This is a genomic window from Actinomycetospora aurantiaca, from assembly GCF_037401875.1.
Lineage (GTDB): Bacteria > Actinomycetota > Actinomycetes > Mycobacteriales > Pseudonocardiaceae > Actinomycetospora > Actinomycetospora aurantiaca.
Genome location: NZ_JBBEGN010000005.1, coordinates 82,913 through 99,380, shown reverse-complemented (window position 1 = coordinate 99,380; position 16,468 = coordinate 82,913). Strand labels below are relative to the sequence as shown.

Sequence of the window (16,468 nt, the reverse complement as noted above, 5' to 3'; positions counted from 1 at the left end):
GGAGTGATCCGGTGCGGAGTCCGACCGACACGCGCGGTAGCCTCCACCGCAGGTGAGGTCGGTCGCACCATCGAGGTCGGCCCGTCGGGGGAGGAAGGCTGGACATGCGACTCGCGGTGGTTCCCGGTGACGGCATCGGTCCCGAGGTCGTCAACGAGGCCCTGAAGGTCCTGTCCGAGGTCGCGCCGCAGATCGAGTCGACCCAGTACGACCTCGGCGCCGCCCGCTGGCACTCGACCGGCGAGCTGCTCCCGGAGTCGGTGCTGACCGAGCTGCGCGAGCACGACGCGATCCTGCTCGGCGCGGTCGGCGACCCGTCGGTCCCGAGCGGCATCCTCGAGCGCGGTCTGCTGCTGCGCCTGCGCTTCGAGCTCGACCACCACGTCAACCTGCGCCCGGCGCGGCTCTACCCGGGCGTCCGCGGGCCGCTGTCGGCCCAGCCGGAGATCGACCTCGTCGTCGTCCGCGAGGGCACCGAGGGTCCGTACGCCGGGACCGGCGGCCTGCTGCGCAAGGACACGCCGCAGGAGATCGCGACCGAGGTCAGCATCAACACCGCGTTCGGCGTGGAGCGGGTGGTGCGCGACGCGTTCACCCGGGCCAGCAACCGGCCCCGCCGCAAGCTGACCCTGGTGCACAAGACCAACGTCCTCACGCACGCCGGTTCGCTGTGGTCCCGCGTGGTCGAGGAGGTCTCGCTCGAGCACCCCGAGGTCTCGGTCGACTACCAGCACGTGGACTCGACGACGATCCACCTGGTCACCGACCCGTCGCGCTACGACGTGATCGTCACCGACAACCTCTTCGGCGACATCCTCACCGACCTCGCGGCCGCGGTCACCGGCGGGATCGGGCTCGCGGCGTCGGGCAACCTGGACGTCAGCCGCGCCAACCCGAGCATGTTCGAGCCGGTCCACGGCAGCGCGCCCGACATCGCCGGCAAGGGCATCGCCGACCCGACGGCGGCGGTCCTCTCCGTCGCGCTGCTGCTCGACCACCTCGGCGAGCCCGAACTGGCCCGCCGCGTCGAGGCCGCCGTGGCGTTCGACCTCGCCACGCGCGACCACCAGAACCCGGGCGGGACGAGCGCCGTCGGCGACCGGCTCGCCGCGCTCGTCTCCAGCGCCGCGGGGACCCGCACCTCGGCCTGACGTGCGCCGCTGGTCGCTGGACGACCTCCTCGCCCTGCTCTGGGGCGTCGGGGGCCTCGTCGTCGCGGGCTACTTCCTCTACCTCGCGTTCGGTCCGGGCAGCCTCGACGACCCCTGGCCGCTGGTCGGGCTCGCCGCCGTGGCCCTGATCGGGTTCACGACGGTGGCCGTGCGCCACCACCGCGCGGCGCGGCGGGCCCGGGAGGCCGAGGAGTCCGGGCCGGTCGGCGGCTACGTCCCGGGGCGGGCGCCCGTCACGAGCGACGTGCCGACGCCGCAGCAGCAGCCGGTCCGGCCGCCACCCGAACTCTCGCCCGAGGGCCGCGCGGAACTCGCCCGCGTCGTCGGGATCCTCGACCGCGCCGGGCTTTTCCGGCCCCGCACCCCGCGCCCGGTCGACCTGATGGAGGCCGTGGCCGACGCGGGCGAGCCGGTGACGAGCTACACCACCCTCTCCGCCCTGTGGGAGGGCGGGTACTACCACGAGGACTTCGACACCGACGACCACCTCGGCGCCCTCGCCTTCCACGAGAGCCACGTCGAGCAGCTCGAGGACACCCTGCGCGAGCACGTCGACGACCTGGCCCGGCTGACGGGCACCGAGATCGTCGTCGAGGACCTGCGCGTCAGCGACACCCGCGTGGCGATGCGGCTGACGCTCGTCGGGCGGACCACCCTCGACCTCGGGTGGGCGAGCCACGTGAAGTACCTCTCGACGGTGCTGCACGTCGCGGTCGCGCGCGCCCTGCCGGAGGTCGGGCTGGGCTGGGTGTGGTCGGACCAGGGCGCGTGGCTCGGCGTGCCGCGCGGCGGCGTGGCGGCCCTCGACGCCGAGCTCGGGCGGGCCGGGGGCTGGACGCTCGTCGCCGACGAGGAGCCGGTGGCGGCCGGAGAGGTCGTCGTCCCCCGCGACTAGGCTGGTCGCGTGCGTCTCGCCCGGATCGCCCATCCCGACGGTGTCTCCTTCGTCGCCCTCCAGTCGCCCACCACGGCGGGGGGCAGCCCGGAGGGCGGCGACGTGTGCGCCGAGATCGCCGAGCACCCCTTCGGCGACCCGACCTTCACCGGGAAGACCTGGCCGCTCGCCGACGTCCGGCTGCTCGCGCCGATCCTGCCGTCGAAGGTGGTCTGCATCGGCAAGAACTACGCCGAGCACGTCGCGGAGATGGGCGGCGGCGAGGCACCCGCGAACCCGTTGATCTTCATGAAGCCCTCCACCAGCGTGATCGGGCCGGGCCTGCCGATCCAGCGCCCCGCGGACTCGCAGCGGGTGGACTACGAGGGCGAGCTCGCCGTCGTCATCGGCCAGCCCTGCCGGGACGTGCCCGAGGCGCGCGCGAAGGACGTCGTGCTCGGCTACACCGTCGCCAACGACGTCACCGCCCGCGACCTGCAGTCGAGCGACGGCCAGTGGACGCGCGCGAAGGGCTACGACTCGTTCTGCCCGCTCGGCCCGTGGATCGAGACGCAGCTCGACCCGTCCGACCTGGCGATCGAGACGACGCTCGACGGCGCGTCCGTGCAGAAGTCACGCACCAGCATGCTGATCCACGGCATCGAGAAGCAGATCGCCTACATCAGCCGCGTCATGACGCTGCTGCCCGGCGACACGATCCTCACCGGCACCCCGGCCGGTGTCGGGCCCATGGTCGACGGGCAGACCGTGTCCGTGACCGTCGAGGGGATCGGGACGCTGACGAACCCGGTGCGGGACCGATGACGGGCGAGCGCAGCGACGGGGAACGGCGCTGATGGCCCGCAAGCGTGGCGGTGACGCCGCCGAGTCGACCTCCCAGGACTGGGTGGCGACGCTCGCCGACGACGTGGTCGCCAAGGCCGAGCCCGGACGGACGATCGTCTGTGCGTCCGGCCTGAGCCCGTCCGGCCCGATCCACCTGGGCAACCTGCGCGAGGTGCTCACCCCGCACCTGGTCGCGGACGAGATCCGCCGCCGCGGGATCCCGTGCGAGCACCTGATCTCGTGGGACGACTTCGACCGCTTTCGCCGGGTGCCGAAGGGTGTCGAGGGCATCGACGACTCGTGGGCCGAGCACATCGGCAAGCCGCTGACGGCCGTGCCCGCGCCGCGCGGCAGCGCCCACGAGAACTGGGCCGAGCACTTCAAGGCCCCGATGACCGCCGCGCTCGACGAGCTCGGCGTGCCGTTCCGCGGCATCTCGCAGACGCAGATGTACACCTCCGGCGCCTACGTCGACCGGACGCTGCTCGCGATGCGGGAGCGCTCGCGGATCGACGCCGTGCTCGGTCGGTTCCGGACGAGGAAGACCGCGACGGACGATTCAGGGGAGCACGCCGATAGGGAGGGTCCCGACGACGAGGCGGTGGGCTCCGCGACCGGGGAGTACTTCCCCTACAAGCCGTTCTGCTCGACGTGCGGCAAGGACGACACCACGATCCTCGCCTACGACGACGACACCACCGAGATGACCTTCACCTGCGCGTGCGGGTCGTCGGAGACCGTGCGGCTCGACGAGTTCACCCACGGCAAGCTGGTGTGGAAGGTCGACTGGCCGATGCGCTGGGCCTACGAGGGCGTCGACTTCGAGCCGAGCGGGGTCGACCACTCCTCGCCGGGCTCGTCGTACGAGGTCGGCGGTCTGCTCGTCTCCGAGATCTTCGATGGGCGGCAGCCGATCGGGCCGATGTACGCCTTCGTCGGCATCTCCGGGCAGGCGAAGATGTCGTCGTCCAAGGGGGGCGTGCCCACGCCGTCGTCGGCGCTCGAGGTCTTCGAGGCGCCGCTGCTGCGCTGGCTCTACGCCCGCCGTCGTCCGAACCAGGCCATCAAGGTCGCGTTCGACGCCGAGCTCTCCCGGCTCTACGACGAGTGGGACGCGCTGTCCCGCAAGGTCGCGGGCGGCACCGCGCCGCCCATCGAGGCGCTCGGGCACGCCCGCTCGGTGGCGACGGCGGAGCGAGCGCTCCCGACGACGCCGCAGCCGGTCGCGTTCCGCACCCTCACCTCCGTCGTCGACGTGACCACCGGGAACGCCGAGCAGCTGGGCCGGATCCTCACCGGCCTCGTCGCGAGCGACCCGGAGGAGCCCGTCACGCTCGACGACCTGCGTCCCCGGCTCGACCGCGCCGAGGCGTGGGTGGAGCACTACATGCCGGAGGAGGCGCACACGCGGCTGCTCGCGGCCCCGGACACGGCGTTGCTGGCGTCGTTGGACGACACCGACCGCGCGTCGCTGCGGCTGCTGCTCGACGGCCTGGAGCAGGACTGGTCGCTCGACGGCCTCACCTCGCTGGTCTACGGCGTCCCGAAGCTGCAGGCCGGCCTGCCGCTGGACACGACGCCGACCGACGAGCTCAAGGCCGCGCAGCGACGGTTCTTCGTGCTGCTCTACCGGCTGCTCGTCGGGTCGGACACCGGTCCGCGCCTGCCCACGCTGCTGCTCGCGGCCGGCCCGGACACGGTGCGCTCGCTCGTCACAGCCTGAGCTCGTGGTCGCCGTACCGGTGTGACTCCTCGCGCGGGTGGCCGATCATGACCGTCCGGTGCGGCCGGTCGGCCAGCGCCTCGGCGATCACCCGGGTCGAGGTGCCCTCCAGGTAGGGCTCGACCATCGTCACCGTCGGGGCCGGGTCGTCGCCGACGGCGCGGCGCAGTCCCGCGGCGTCGAACGGCCGCACCGTCGAGGTGTAGAGGACGGTCGCGTCGCGGAAGCGGTCGGCGGCGAGGACCCGGTCCAGCGTCGGGCCCACCGCGACGACCACGCCGCCCGGTCCCTCGCGGACGGTCTGCAGCCCGTCGCCGTGGTGCGGCTCGGCGTTGGTCTCGTCCGAGAGCCGCACGTAGACGCGCCCGTCGTCGGCGATCGCCTCCCGCACAGTCGGTCGGCCTCCTCGGGGTGCCCGGGGACGTGCACCGTCCAGCCGGGCAGCGTGTCGATCACGGCGACGTCCTCGGGCGCCTCGTGCGTGCGGCCGATGCCCGGCTGGTCGTAGGACCCACCGATCGAGACCAGGACCGCCCCGACGTCCTGGTGGCCGAGGTCGAGCTTGAGCTGCTCGTAGGGGCGTTCGACCAGGAACGGTGCGTAGGAGTGCACGACCGGTCGGATCCCGGTGAGCGCCAGGCCCCCGGCGACGCCGAGCATCAGCTGCTCGCGGATGCCGACGTTGAGGACCTGGTGCGGACGGCGCGCGGCGAGGTCCGGGATCGGCCCGGCGCCGGCGGAGATGTCGGCGAGGACCAGGGCGACGCGGTCGTCGGCGTCGATCGCGTCAGCGGCGGCCTGCAGGAAGGCCTCGCGCATGGTGGGGGCGGCGATTCCCGTCGTCATGATGGTCATCCCTTCGACTCCACGACGGCGACGACCGCGAGCGGCCGGTCGTCGTGGGCGGCGGTCAGTGCGGTCTCGAGGACGTCGTGGTCGCGGCCGTCGACCGTGATCGCGCGCCAGCCCTCGGCGAGGAACAGCTCGGCGAGCTCCCCGCGGTGCGTGGCGGAGGCGTTGTCGACGACGACGGCGGTCAGGTTCGCCATGCCCGAGCGCCCGGCGTAGGCGATGGCCTCGTGGTTCGAGCCCTCGTCGAGCTCGGCGTCGCCGACCAGGACGAACACCCGGGGCGTCGTCGGCATCGATGGTCGAGCTCCGCTGCGCTGCGTCTCCTGCCCACGGATGCGCAGGCCGAGGGCGGTCCCGACGGCGAGCGGCAGGCCGTGCCCGAGCGACCCGGACCCGATCTCCACGCCGGGCACCAGCACCCGGTCGGGGTGCAGGCCGAGCCGCGAACCGGGCCGCGCCCAGCCCGCGAGCTCGGCCTCGTCGAGGAACCCGTGCGCGGCGAGCACCGCGTAGAAGGCCATCGGCCCGTGGCCCTTGGAGAGCAGGAACCGGTCACGGACCGGGTCGTCGGGGTACCGCGGGTCCACGCGGAGCACGCGGTCGTAGAGGACCGCCAGCACGTCGAGGGTCGACTCGGCCGCGGCGGTGTGCTTCTCGTCGCCGGTCATCAGCGACACCAGCCGGGACAGCTCGGCGGTGTCCGTTCGTGGTCGTGTGGTCGTCATGCCGACGACGGTGCGACCTCGAGGAAGGTTGAGGTCAAGAGGTGGCTCCGCCTCACCTCAGGAAGTTGTTCAGCACGCCGCCGACGCCACCGCCGACGCCCGCCTCCTGGCCGCTGCCGCCGCCCGCGAGCATGTCGAGCGGGACCTCCTCCGACGGCTGCACGATGACGAAGCCCCGACCGCCGAAGGCCAACGTGAAGGCCTCACCGGTGGTCCGGCCCATGAGCGTCTTCAGCCCGAACTGCTCGGCGCGGTGCGCCCCCACCTGCAGGCCCGCCGACCAGGCGATCGCGGCCTGGGGGTCGGCGTAGGTCGGCGCGTCGACGGTGAGCACGACCGGCGAGCCCTTGCAGGTGATGGCGAGGCGGCCCTGGCCGCGGAACACGCAGTTGAACAGGCCCGCGCCGCCCATGGACCCCGCGCCGGAGACCATCTGGATGTCGTAGGACAGGCTCGCGTCGAAGGCCAGGACGTTCCTGCCGTTGATCGTCAGCGCGTCCTGCGGGCCCTCGAGGTCGATGATGTGCACGTCGGAGGCGGCGTTCGCGAGGAAGACGTCGCCGCGGCCGCTGACCTTCATCAGCGGGACGCCCTCGCCGGTGAGCTTCTGCTTGAAGAAGTTCCCGATGCCGCCGGCGCCCATCGCCTCGAAGCGCACGTCGCCCTGGTAGGCCACCATCGACCCCTGCCGGGCCATGGCCTCGCCGTTGAGCTCGATCTTGAGCATCTTCGAGTTCTGCAGGCGCAGTCCGGGCTGGGCCGACTCCTGCTCCTGGTTCTCGGGGGCGAAGAGGTTGCTGCGCACGGCGGTCTCCTGATCACTCGTGGTGATTGCTGCCGAGGTCCTCGACGGAGATCATTCTCGCCGCGAACACGAAGGGTCAACGAGGGGGACAACCCCCGAAGTTCCCGGGGGCCACCCCTAGGAGCAGCCCTGATCAGCGAGCACCCTCGGCGGTGCAGTGCGGTGTCAGACCGCCGAGGGTGCTCGCTCGGCGAGTCGGGCGGGCGCGGTGTGGGCCACGCCTGTGATCAACGAGCACTCCCGGCTGTGCGGCGCGGTGTCGGACCGCCGAGGGTGCTCGCTCGTCAGCGCGGGGACGCGTAGACGATCACGTTGTCCTCGTAGGAGCGCGCGGACCGGTCGAACGCGCCGCCACAGGTGATCAGCCGCAGCGAGGGGCCCGCGGTGGCGCCGTAGACGGCCTCCGTCGGGAACGTGTCCTTGTCGACGGTCTGCACCCGGTCCACCGCGAACCGCGCGACCGTGCCGTCGCTGCGCGGCACGTCGATCGGGTCGCCTGCCTCGAGATCCTTCAGGTTCCAGAACACGCCCGGGCCGCGCCACGAGTCGACGTGCCCGACCAGCACGGCCGGCCCGGCGTCACCCGGCGTCGACCCGAACCACCCGACGTCGTGCGGGGTGGCCGGCGCCTGCAGCTCGCCGTCGCGGTCCAGGCCGAGGTTCCCGACGGCGGGTGCATCGATCTTCGCGTCCGGCACGAGAAGACCGGCGGGCCGGACGGGGCTCGTCGGCGCGCCCCAGGTCGGGAGTTCCGGCTCGGTGGGGGCCGCCGGGCGGGCGGGGAGGTCGACGACCGCGCCCGACATCCCGCCGAACCCGGCCGGCACGCCGCCCTGCGGGGTCGGACGGGTGGAGGGTGCGGGAGCCGGTTTCGGTGTCGGGGCGGGCGCCGGGGTGGTGGTCGACGGCGTCGGCGTGCTCGACGGGGCACTCGGCTGAGCCGGAGCGGCGGGTGCCGCAGGAGCGGGTGCGGCGGGTGCCGGGGACTGCGGTGCGGCGGGAGCCGGGGACTGCGGTGCGGCCGGAACGGCCGGCGCCGGGGACTGAGCGGCGGCCGGGGCGAACAGCGGTGCCGCATCGGGCACGGCGGTGACGGTGAGCGCGCCCTGCGGGTCCCGGGCCACCACCACGGTGTTCACCGACGTGCTCGTGACCGGCAGGGTGGTCCGGGCGGTCTCGCCCGACGTCGTCGTGACGTCCATCGTCCAGGAGCGGGCGTCGACCTCGGCGTAGGGCGAGCTGGTCCCGTAGAAGACGCCGCTGGCCAGCGTGCCGCCGCCCTCGGCGGTGACGTTCAGCGGGCCGACCCCGGACGCGGCGGAGACGACGCGGACGTAGGCCCGGCCGGGGTTCGCGAGTTGGGTCCCGTCGTCGAGGACCTCGGCCTGCGGGGTCGAGTTCGGGCCGATGTCGACGAAGGCCGCGGTCTGGGCGCTCCGGACCCCGACCTCCACGTTCGCGCTCAACGCGGGCGGGGACGCCGGGTCCGCGCCGGCCGGGCGCGCGGCGAGCGTGTAGATGCCGGGGGAGGCGGTGAGGTAGTTCGACAGGGTCCGGTAGGTGACGTCCGAGGCCACCTTGGTCGACGGGAGATCCGGTCCGCTGACGTACATGTCGACCGCCCCCGTCGACGGGGACAGGTGGGCGACCCGCAGGACACCCTGGTCACCGGACGGCGGCGCGGTCAGCTGGGTCGGGAGCAGGGACGGTGCCGACGTCACGGCGAGGGCGACCAGCGCCCGGGGCGGGGCCGTGACGGCCGCGGTCAGGGGCGAGACCGGCCGCAGGGGGAGGGTCGGCGCGGCGAGGGCGACCGGCGGCACCGACACGGGGCCCACCGTCGACGAGCCCACCGACACCGAGGGCAGGCCGACCGCCGGGGCGGCGCCCGCCGTCGAGAGCGTGGTCGGGTCGAGGGCGACGGAGGGGGCGGAGACCGGGCCCACCTGCGTCGGCCCGACACCGACCGAGGGCAGGCCGACCTCCGGGGCCCCGCCCGGCGCCGCGAGCGTGGTCGCGCCGACGTCCAGCGAGGGCGTGGAGACCGGCCCGAGCTGCGTCGACCCCGCGGACACCGCCGGGAGACGCAGGGTGCCGACGTCGACCGGCGCCGGCTGCTGCGGCGCCACCCGCACCGAGGGCAGGCTCGCCGAGCCGACCGTCACCGGCGGGGTGCCGACCGGGCCGAGCGGGACCGACGGCACCGAGACCGCCGGCAGCTCGACGGTCGGGGTGTCGAGCAGGGAGGACGACGACCGGCTACTGCGCTCCACCGGTGGGGTGACGGTGAGTTCGCGCAGGACCTTCCCGGACGAGCGTGCTGGGGAGTCCGACGACGATGAGGATGAATCCCGCGAGCTCGCCGACGACGGCGAGTCGTCAGACTTCTCCGAGTCCTCCGACGACGAATCCTCCGACGACGAGTCCTGCGACTCCGACGAGTCGTCCGAGTCCGAGGACGGCCCCGTCAGCCCGCGGACCAGCCCGGACAGCCCGCCGGAGTCCCCCGAGCCGTCGTCGGAACCCGAGTGGTCCTCGCCCGCGACGACGAGGTGCGGACCCGCGGCGAGGACGGTCGGCGGCGGTGCCTGCGAACAGAGTGCGACGCCGATGCCGAGGGTGGACACCACCGCCAGCGCGGTGGCCGTGCTCGCGCCCTTCATCCCGTCGACTCCCGGTCTACTCGTCCGAACAGGTGTCACTCGTTCGTGGAACGAGTCGGGCCGGTTCACGTGACGCGGGATCACTGCGTGATCGGGACAACGCCGGGCGGGACGGGCACGATCGGGACCCATGGTCGAGACCCGCGCGCTCCCGTTGGCCGGCATCCTCGTCGTGAGCTGCGAGCAGGCGGTGGCCGCCCCCCTGGCCACGCGGCACCTCGCGGACCTCGGCGCGCGCGTCGTCAAGGTCGAGCGGCCGGGCCGGGGCGACTTCGCCCGCGACTACGACACCACCGTCAACGGGCTGTCGAGCCACTTCGTGTGGCTGAATCGGTCGAAGGAGTCGGTCACGGCGGACCTCAAGGACGACGGGCAGCTCACCCGGGTCAGGGAACTGATCGCGAGCGCGGACGTCTTCGTCCAGAACTTCGCCCCCGGCGCCGCCGAGCGTCTCGGGCTGGGCGCCGCGGACCTCCGTCGGGACCACCCGGAGCTGATCCACTGCAGCATCTCGGGGTACGGCTCGACCGGGCCCTACCGCGACGCGAAGGCCTACGACGCGCTGATCCAGGCCGAGACCGGGCTGGTCTCGGTCACCGGCACCGAGGAGCAGCCGGCCAAGGCCGGTATCCCGGCCGCCGACATCGGGGCCGGCATGTACGCGTTCTCCGGCATCCTCGCCGCGCTCTACGACCGCGAGCGCACGGGGGAGGGCACGACCTTCGAGGTCAGCCTGTTCGACGCCCTCAGCGAGTGGATGGGCTTCCCGCTGCACTACGCCGCGGGCAGCGGGAAGGCGCCGGTCCGCGCCGGGACCAGCCACGCCGCGATCGCCCCGTACGGCGCGTTCGCCACCGGGGACGGTCAGGAGGTCGTGCTCTCGATCCAGAACGACCGGGAGTGGCGGCGCTTCTGCGAGGTGGTCCTGGGCGACGCCGCGATCGCCGACGACCCCCGCTTCGTCACCAACTCCGACCGCATCGAGCACCGGCCGGACCTGCACGCGGTGATCGACGGCGTGCTCCGTGACCTCACCGGCGACGGGTTCGTCGAGCGGCTCGAGCAGGCGGGCATCGCCAACGCCCGCCGTCGCACGCTCGACGAGGTGCTCCGCCACCCCCAGCACGAGGAGCGCGGGAGGTTCGTGGAGGTGGGCACGCCGAACGGTCCCGTGCGCACGCTGCTCCCGCCGATCACCTACCTCGACGGCCGCACGCCCCGCATGGACCCGGTGCCCGACGTCGGCCCGCAGGTCTGACGAGCGGACCCCCGTCGGGGTCGACGGGATGTCCCGCGACCGATGAGGGCCCGGTGATCTTCCCGACGGCCGGTCCTGCCGCGGCCGCCGCGCCGCGGCCGCGGCAGGGCCCGCCGTCTCCGAACGGGGCTCAGTCGATGTTCTCCTCGACGTCGATGCCCAGGGGCCGGGTCAGGCCCCAGGCCAGGAAGATCGCGGCGACGACGAGCAGGCCGACGCCGGTCCAGAGGTTGATCGAGAGGCCGGCCGCGCGGGCCAGCTCCTCCGGGCCGTCGAGCAGCCCGCGGACGACGAGGATGACGCCGTAGACGCCGAGCAGGGCGCCGATGACGTAGCGGAGGTCGAACAGTCGCTGCATGCGGCTGCCGGTCTCGACCTCGGTCTGCGGTCGACCGGGCTGGATGGGCTCGCTCACGATGGCTCCGGTTCTCAGGCGAAGACGATGTTGAGGACGACGGTCAGGGCGAGGGCGAGGCCGCCGAGCAGCACCGGCTTGCGGTACCAGACGCGCTCCTTGGGCTGGCGCAGCGTCGGGACGACGCCGTCCGCCCCGGGCACGCCGTAGACGATGCCCGCGAGGCGCTCCGGCTCGGGCTTCGCGGTGGCGAGCGAGACGGCGACGGTGATGACCACGTCGACCAGGAACGCCGCTCCGGCCTGGTAGAAGCTCGTCGCGATGCCGGAGCCGAAGTCGACCGCGCCCGCCTCGGCGAGGACGAACACCAGCGCGCCGGCGAGGACACCGGAGAGCAGGCCCGCGAACCCGCCCCAGCCGCTGGTGCGCTTCCAGAACATGCCGAGGATGAACGTCGCGAAGATCGGGGCGTTGAAGATCCCGAACAGCGACTGCAGGTAGGTCATGATGTTGTTGAAGTCCGCGGCGAGCAGCGCGGTGAAGATCGCGATGACGACGCCGCCCGCGGTGACCCAGCGGCCCGCGTTGAGGTAGTACCGGTCGCTGCGGCCCTTCGCGAGGTAGGGCTGGAGCAGGTCGTAGGTGACCACCGTGTTCAGGCTCGACACGTTCGCCGCGACGCCCGCCATGAACGAGGCGAACAGGCCGGTCAATGCGATGCCGAGGACGCCCTCGGGGAGCAGCTGGCCGATGAGGGCGGGGATGGCGTCGTTGTACTCGAGGCCGCCCGCGGCGTCGTTGCCGAAGTTCGGGATGGCGATGAGCGCGACGAGGCCCGGGATGATCGTCACGGCCGGGATCAGGATCTTCGGGAAGGCCGCGATCAGCGGGGTGCGCTGGGAGGCGCTGCGGTCCTTGGCCGAGAGCGCACGCTGGATCTCGGCGAAGTTCGTCGTCCAGTAGCCGAAGGAGAGGACGAAGCCGAGGCCCAGGACGATCGAGACCCAGTTGGCGCCGATCGGGTTCGTGACGTCGCCGACCCCGGTGCCCTGCCAGGCGTGCAGGCCCTCCTCGCCGAGGGCGGAGGCGGTGACCCGGTCGGCCAGCGCGGAGAAGCCGCCGACGGAGCGCACGGCGACGATCGCGAGCGGGATCAGGCCGGCGAGGATGACGAAGAACTGCAGCACCTCGCCGTAGATCGCCGACCCCAGCCCGCCGAAGCCGATGTAGACCAGGACCACCGCCGCCGACACGACGATGCCCAGGAACTCCGGCCAGCCGAGCAGGGCGTTCAGCACGATCGCGAGGGCGTAGAGGTTCACCCCCGCGATCAGCACGGACGCGACCGCGAAGACGACCGCGTTGAGCACGTGCGTGTAGTTGCCGAAGCGCAGCCGCAGGAACTCCGGCACCGACCGGACCTTCGAGCGGTAGTAGAAGGGCATCATGACGATGCCCAGGAAGACCATGGCCGGGACGGCGCCGATCCAGTAGTAGTGCACCGTCGCGACGCCGTACTCGGCGCCGTTCGCGGCCATGCCGATGATCTCGGTCGCGCCCAGGTTGGCGGCGACGAACGCCAGGCCGGTGACCCAAGCGGGCAGCGACCGGCCGGCGAGCAGGAAGTCGGCGCTGGTGCCCACGGCGCGGCGCGCGACCACGCCGATGCCCAGCACGACGACGAAGTAGAGCGCCAGGAGCGTGTAGTCCAGCCATCCCGGGTTCAGGCGCAGCATCGCGACCTCTCGGACGGGTCTCGGGGTTCCGTGAAGGTTCCCGTGAACGTTATCGTCAGCTGGCGCACACCATGGGCCCGGCACGGGTCGGGCGTCAAGAGGGCATGAAGGGACGGCCGCGGATGACGGGCGAGGACGGTCAGCAATGGTCCGTTGCTGACGCTGGACGTCAGCAACGGACCATTGCTGACACCGGTGGCGGCGACATGCCCGGGCTCGTCGTCGAGCCGGAGACCCTTCCCGACGGCCGGTCGATCACCTACTTCTCGGCGGGTCCGGAGTGAGCGAGCGCCGCTACGACCCCACGCACGACGAGTGGGTCACCTTCGCCACGCATCGTCAGGACCGGACCTACAAGCCGGCCACGGCCGATTGCCCGCTGTGCCCGACGCACCCCGGCGGCGCTCCGACCGAGGTCCCGCGCGAGCACTTCGAGATCGCGGTCTTCGACAACCGGTTCCCGTCGCTGTCGACGGACCCGCCGCCGCCGGACCTCGAGGGCACCGACCTTGTGCCGGTCGAGCCCGCGTACGGGCACTGCGAGGTGGTCGTGTTCACCGACGACCACGAGGCGACGCTCGCCTCGGTGGGGGAGCGCCGCGTGCGGCTGCTGGTCGACGCGTGGGCACACCGTTTCGCCGCGCTGGCCGCCGACGAGAAGATCGGCTACGTGCTGCCGTTCGAGAACAAGGGCGAGGCGGTCGGGGTGACGCTGCACCACCCGCACGGCCAGATCTACGCCTACCCCGACGTCCCGCCGCGCCCCGCCCGCGAGCAGCGCGCAGCCCGGCAGCACCGCGACCGCACCGGGCGGTGCGTGTTCTGCGACGTCGTCGACCAGGAGCAGGGTGGCCCGCGGGTCGTGGTCGAGGGCACGCACTTCCTCGCCGGCGTGCCGCCGTGGGCGCGGTTCCCCTACGAGGTCGACCTCTGGGCCCGCGACCACGTCGGGACGCTGCCCGAGCTCGACCGCGAGGCGCGCGACGACCTCGCCCGGGTCCTCGCCCGCGTGCTGGCCGGTTACGACGAGTACTTCGGCTTCGCGACGTCCTACCTGCTCGGCGTCCACTCGGCGCCCGTGAGCGGTCCCGACGACGAGCGTGCGCTCGGCCACCTGCACCTGGAGATCTGCCCGCCGCACCGTGGTGGTGGGAAGCTCAAGTACCTGGCGGGCTCGGAGACGTTCGGCGGGACGTTCCTGACCGACGTCGCGCCGGAGGTCGCCGGGCCCCGCCTGCGCGACGCGGCCGAGCGCGCGACGGTGCCGGCGTGAGCACCGACCGCGCCGTCGAGGCCTTCCGCGCAGCTCACGGCCGCGACCCCGAGGGCGTGTTCTCCGCGCCGGGCCGGGTCAACCTCATCGGCGAGCACACCGACCACAACGAGGGCCACGTCCTGCCCTTCGCCGTCGACCGGCGGACGTACGTCGCGGCCGCCCGGCGCGACGACGACCGCGTGGCCGTCCGTTCCGACGACCCGGGCACCGAGCCGGTCGAGCTCGCCGTCGCCGACCTCGCGTCCGCGACCGGGTGGAGCGCCTATCCGGTGGGGACGCTGTGGGCGCTCGGCGTCGGGCAGGGGTGGGACCTCGTGGTGCACGGGGAGGTCCCGCTCGGTGCCGGGCTGTCGAGCTCGGCGGCGCTGGAGAGCGCGGTGGCGCTGGCCGTCGCCGAGCTGACCGGTCGGGACCTCGACCGCGTCGCCCTCGCCGAGGCGGGGCGGCGGGCGGAGAACGAGGTGGTGGGCGCGCCGGTCGGGATCATGGACCAGGCGGCGTCGCTGCTGTGCCGGGAGGGCTCGGCGCTGCTGCTGGACTGCCGGTCGATGGCGACCGAGGACGTCGCGCTGGGCTTCGAGGAGGCCGGTCTGGCCGTGCTGGTGATCGACTCGCGCGTCCGCCACGACCTCGCCGACGGCGGGTACGCCGACCGCCGAGCGGGGTGCGTCGCGGCGGCCGAGGCGCTGGGCGTGCCAGCCCTGCGCGACGCGACCCTGCCCGCCGTCGAGAACCTCCCGGAGGGCGCCCCGAAGAAGCGGGCGCGGCACGTCGTCACCGAGCAGGCGCGGGTGCACGAGGTCGTCGGCCTGGTGCGGGCCGGGCGTCCGGAGGAGGTCGGGCCGGTGCTGTCCGCGTCGCACGCCTCGCTGCGCGACGACTACGAGGTGTCCGTGCCCGAGGTGGACGCGATCGTCGACGCGGCCGTCGGGGCCGGGGCGCTCGGCGCGCGCATCATGGGCGGCGGCTTCGGCGGGTCGGTGATCGCGCTGGTGCCCTCGACGCGTGTCGGTCCCGTGTCGGAGGCCTGCCGGGGACTGCGGCCGGAGCCGACCGTGCGCGAGGTCGCGCCGTCCGCCGGTGCCCGCCGGGACGCCTGAGATGTCCCGTCGCTCCGCTCGCCTCGCCTAGGCTCCGTGATCATGGAGGCGTCCCGGTCGGTGCGGGTGACGATCGACGACGTCGCGAAGGCCGCCGGCGTCTCGCGCCAGACCGTCTCCCGCGCGATGAACGGCAAGGGCGACATCAGCGAGGCGACCCGGCGAAAGGTCCTCGCCACCATCGAGGAGCTGGACTACCGCCCGTCCGCGTTCGCCCGCGGCATGCGCACCCAGCGGGCCGGGACGGTCGCGCTGGTGCTGCCCGACATCGCGAACCCGTTCTTCCCGGCCGTCGCCCGCGGGGTCTTCGACGCCGCCGCCGCCCGCGGGCTCGCCGTCGTCGTGCACAACACCGACGCGGACGCGGGCGCCGAGGCCGAGGCCGGCCGCGCGATCGTCGACGCCGGTGCCGCCGGGGCGATCGGCTTCTTCGAGGCCCTCGACGACGCCGCCCTCGCCGCGTTGGGCCGGCGGCTGCCCCTGGTCGTCGCGGACCGGCCCGCGCCCGATGCCTCCGTGGCCACCGTGCGGACCGACTTCCTGACCGGGACCCGGCTGGCCACCGACCACCTGGCGTCGCGCGGGCACGTCCGGCTCGGGATGCTCGACGGCGCCGTCGAGAACAAGCCGGAGCGTCGCCGCGCGTTCCTCGAGGCCGCCGGCGGACCCGTGGTCACCGCACCGCCCACGGTCGCCGGCGGGACGGCGGGCCTGCGCGAGCTCCTGGGGCGCCACGCGGACGTCACGGGCGTCTTCGCGTTCAACGACCTGCTCGCGATCGGCGCGCTGCGGGCGGTGAAGGCGGCCGGACGGCAGGTACCGGGCGACGTCGCCGTCGTCGGCTACGACGACATCACGATGGCCGCCCTGGTCGACCCGCCGCTCACGACCGTGCACACCGACAAGTACGAGCTGGGCCGCACGCTCGTCGAGGTGCTGGGCCGCCGGCTCGACGGCCACCCGGCCGAGCACCGGACACTCGCGCCGCGGTTGGTGGTCAGGGGCAGCGCGTAGGTGGCTTCGCCCCGTGAGCACTTCTCCGTGCCTGGACCCGGACAAGTGCTCACCTGCGCGGAGCGCACA

General features: G+C 73.4%; 14 protein-coding genes and 1 pseudogene. 9 read left to right on the top strand and 6 right to left on the bottom strand.

The genetic code is table 11. The features are described 5' to 3' along the window. Positions 1–104: 104 nt before the first annotated feature. From WCD74_RS12670 to lysS, 4 genes are read left to right on the top strand one after another with little or no spacing between them, the layout of a single operon-like run. A complete protein-coding gene (locus tag WCD74_RS12670; protein WP_337695195.1) occupies positions 105–1,151 on the top strand; it encodes a 3-isopropylmalate dehydrogenase in 1,047 nt (348 codons plus the stop codon). Position 1,152: 1 nt separating this feature from the next. Then, positions 1,153–2,067 carry a hypothetical protein gene (locus WCD74_RS12665; RefSeq protein ID WP_337695194.1) on the top strand — a complete coding sequence of 305 codons (915 nt, stop codon included), beginning with the start codon at positions 1,153–1,155 and terminating at the stop codon, positions 2,065–2,067. A gap of 9 nt (positions 2,068–2,076) precedes the next feature. Beyond that, on the top strand, positions 2,077–2,871 hold the full coding sequence (locus WCD74_RS12660) for a fumarylacetoacetate hydrolase family protein (RefSeq protein WP_337695193.1): 795 nt from the start codon (positions 2,077–2,079) through the stop codon (positions 2,869–2,871). A 31-nt stretch (positions 2,872–2,902) separates the two neighbouring features. Then, entirely contained in the window at positions 2,903–4,615 is a 1,713-nt protein-coding gene (gene lysS / locus WCD74_RS12655) for a lysine--tRNA ligase (RefSeq protein WP_337695192.1), read from the top strand. On the opposite strand, the pseudogene WCD74_RS12650 reads toward lysS, so the two are convergent. The 4 genes and pseudogenes from WCD74_RS12650 to WCD74_RS12635 form a co-directional block, all read right to left on the bottom strand. After that, positions 4,605–5,461, bottom strand: a pseudogene (locus tag WCD74_RS12650) (transketolase family protein). The gene lysS and the pseudogene WCD74_RS12650 overlap by 11 nt on opposite strands. A 5-nt stretch (positions 5,462–5,466) precedes the next feature. After that, a complete protein-coding gene (locus tag WCD74_RS12645; RefSeq protein ID WP_337695191.1) occupies positions 5,467–6,192 on the bottom strand; it encodes a thiamine pyrophosphate-binding protein in 726 nt (241 codons plus the stop codon). Positions 6,193–6,244: 52 nt separating this feature from the next. Further along, on the bottom strand, positions 6,245–6,997 hold the full coding sequence (locus WCD74_RS12640) for an AIM24 family protein (RefSeq protein ID WP_337695190.1): 753 nt from the start codon (positions 6,995–6,997) through the stop codon (positions 6,245–6,247). A 284-nt stretch (positions 6,998–7,281) separates the two neighbouring features. Then, positions 7,282–9,660: a class F sortase gene (locus tag WCD74_RS12635; RefSeq protein WP_337695189.1), complete on the bottom strand. Its 2,379-nt coding sequence runs from the start codon at positions 9,658–9,660 to the stop codon at positions 7,282–7,284. A gap of 130 nt (positions 9,661–9,790) precedes the next feature. On the opposite strand from WCD74_RS12635, the gene WCD74_RS12630 reads away from it, so the two are divergent. Next, the gene (locus tag WCD74_RS12630; RefSeq protein ID WP_337695188.1) at positions 9,791–10,918 is read left to right on the top strand and encodes a CaiB/BaiF CoA transferase family protein; all 1,128 of its coding nucleotides are present in this window, start codon (positions 9,791–9,793) and stop codon (positions 10,916–10,918) included. A gap of 130 nt (positions 10,919–11,048) precedes the next feature. Here WCD74_RS12630 and WCD74_RS12625 read toward each other — a convergent pair whose 3' ends face one another. After that, entirely contained in the window at positions 11,049–11,333 is a 285-nt protein-coding gene (locus WCD74_RS12625; RefSeq protein WP_337695187.1) for a hypothetical protein, read from the bottom strand. Between the two features lie 14 nt (positions 11,334–11,347). Beyond that, positions 11,348–13,009: a sodium:solute symporter family protein gene (locus WCD74_RS12620; RefSeq protein ID WP_337695186.1), complete on the bottom strand. Its 1,662-nt coding sequence runs from the start codon at positions 13,007–13,009 to the stop codon at positions 11,348–11,350. Between the two features lie 122 nt (positions 13,010–13,131). Here WCD74_RS12620 and WCD74_RS12615 point away from each other — a divergent pair, with 122 nt between their 5' ends. Genes WCD74_RS12615 through WCD74_RS12600 form a run of 4 tightly spaced genes read left to right on the top strand, consistent with a single transcriptional unit; the run spans position 13,132 to position 16,399 of the window. Continuing rightward, a complete protein-coding gene (locus WCD74_RS12615) occupies positions 13,132–13,293 on the top strand; it encodes a hypothetical protein (RefSeq protein ID WP_337695185.1) in 162 nt (53 codons plus the stop codon). Further along, positions 13,290–14,282 carry a galactose-1-phosphate uridylyltransferase gene (gene galT / locus WCD74_RS12610; RefSeq protein ID WP_337695184.1) on the top strand — a complete coding sequence of 331 codons (993 nt, stop codon included), beginning with the start codon at positions 13,290–13,292 and terminating at the stop codon, positions 14,280–14,282. The genes WCD74_RS12615 and galT overlap by 4 nt, the downstream gene beginning before the upstream one ends. After that, positions 14,279–15,385, top strand: coding sequence for a galactokinase (gene galK, locus WCD74_RS12605; protein WP_337695183.1), 1,107 nt, complete (start codon positions 14,279–14,281; stop codon positions 15,383–15,385). Before galT ends, galK begins: the two co-directional genes overlap by 4 nt. Positions 15,386–15,427: 42 nt before the next feature. Beyond that, on the top strand, positions 15,428–16,399 hold the full coding sequence (locus tag WCD74_RS12600; RefSeq protein WP_337695182.1) for a LacI family DNA-binding transcriptional regulator: 972 nt from the start codon (positions 15,428–15,430) through the stop codon (positions 16,397–16,399). The last annotated feature ends 69 nt before the right edge of the window (positions 16,400–16,468 follow it).

Bases quoted from the DNA above. Each gene is read 5' to 3' on its own strand.
- WCD74_RS12635 (WP_337695189.1), bottom strand. From the start codon at position 9,660: ATGAAGGGCGCGAGCACGGCCACCGCGCTGGCGGTGGTGTCCACCCTC.
- lysS (WP_337695192.1), top strand. From the start codon at position 2,903: ATGGCCCGCAAGCGTGGCGGTGACGCCGCCGAGTCGACCTCCCAGGAC.
- WCD74_RS12670 (WP_337695195.1), top strand. From the start codon at position 105: ATGCGACTCGCGGTGGTTCCCGGTGACGGCATCGGTCCCGAGGTCGTC.
- WCD74_RS12620 (WP_337695186.1), bottom strand. From the start codon at position 13,009: ATGCTGCGCCTGAACCCGGGATGGCTGGACTACACGCTCCTGGCGCTC.
- WCD74_RS12600 (WP_337695182.1), top strand. From the start codon at position 15,428: ATGGAGGCGTCCCGGTCGGTGCGGGTGACGATCGACGACGTCGCGAAG.
- WCD74_RS12630 (WP_337695188.1), top strand. From the start codon at position 9,791: ATGGTCGAGACCCGCGCGCTCCCGTTGGCCGGCATCCTCGTCGTGAGC.
- WCD74_RS12645 (WP_337695191.1), bottom strand. From the start codon at position 6,192: ATGACGACCACACGACCACGAACGGACACCGCCGAGCTGTCCCGGCTG.
- WCD74_RS12615 (WP_337695185.1), top strand. From the start codon at position 13,132: ATGACGGGCGAGGACGGTCAGCAATGGTCCGTTGCTGACGCTGGACGT.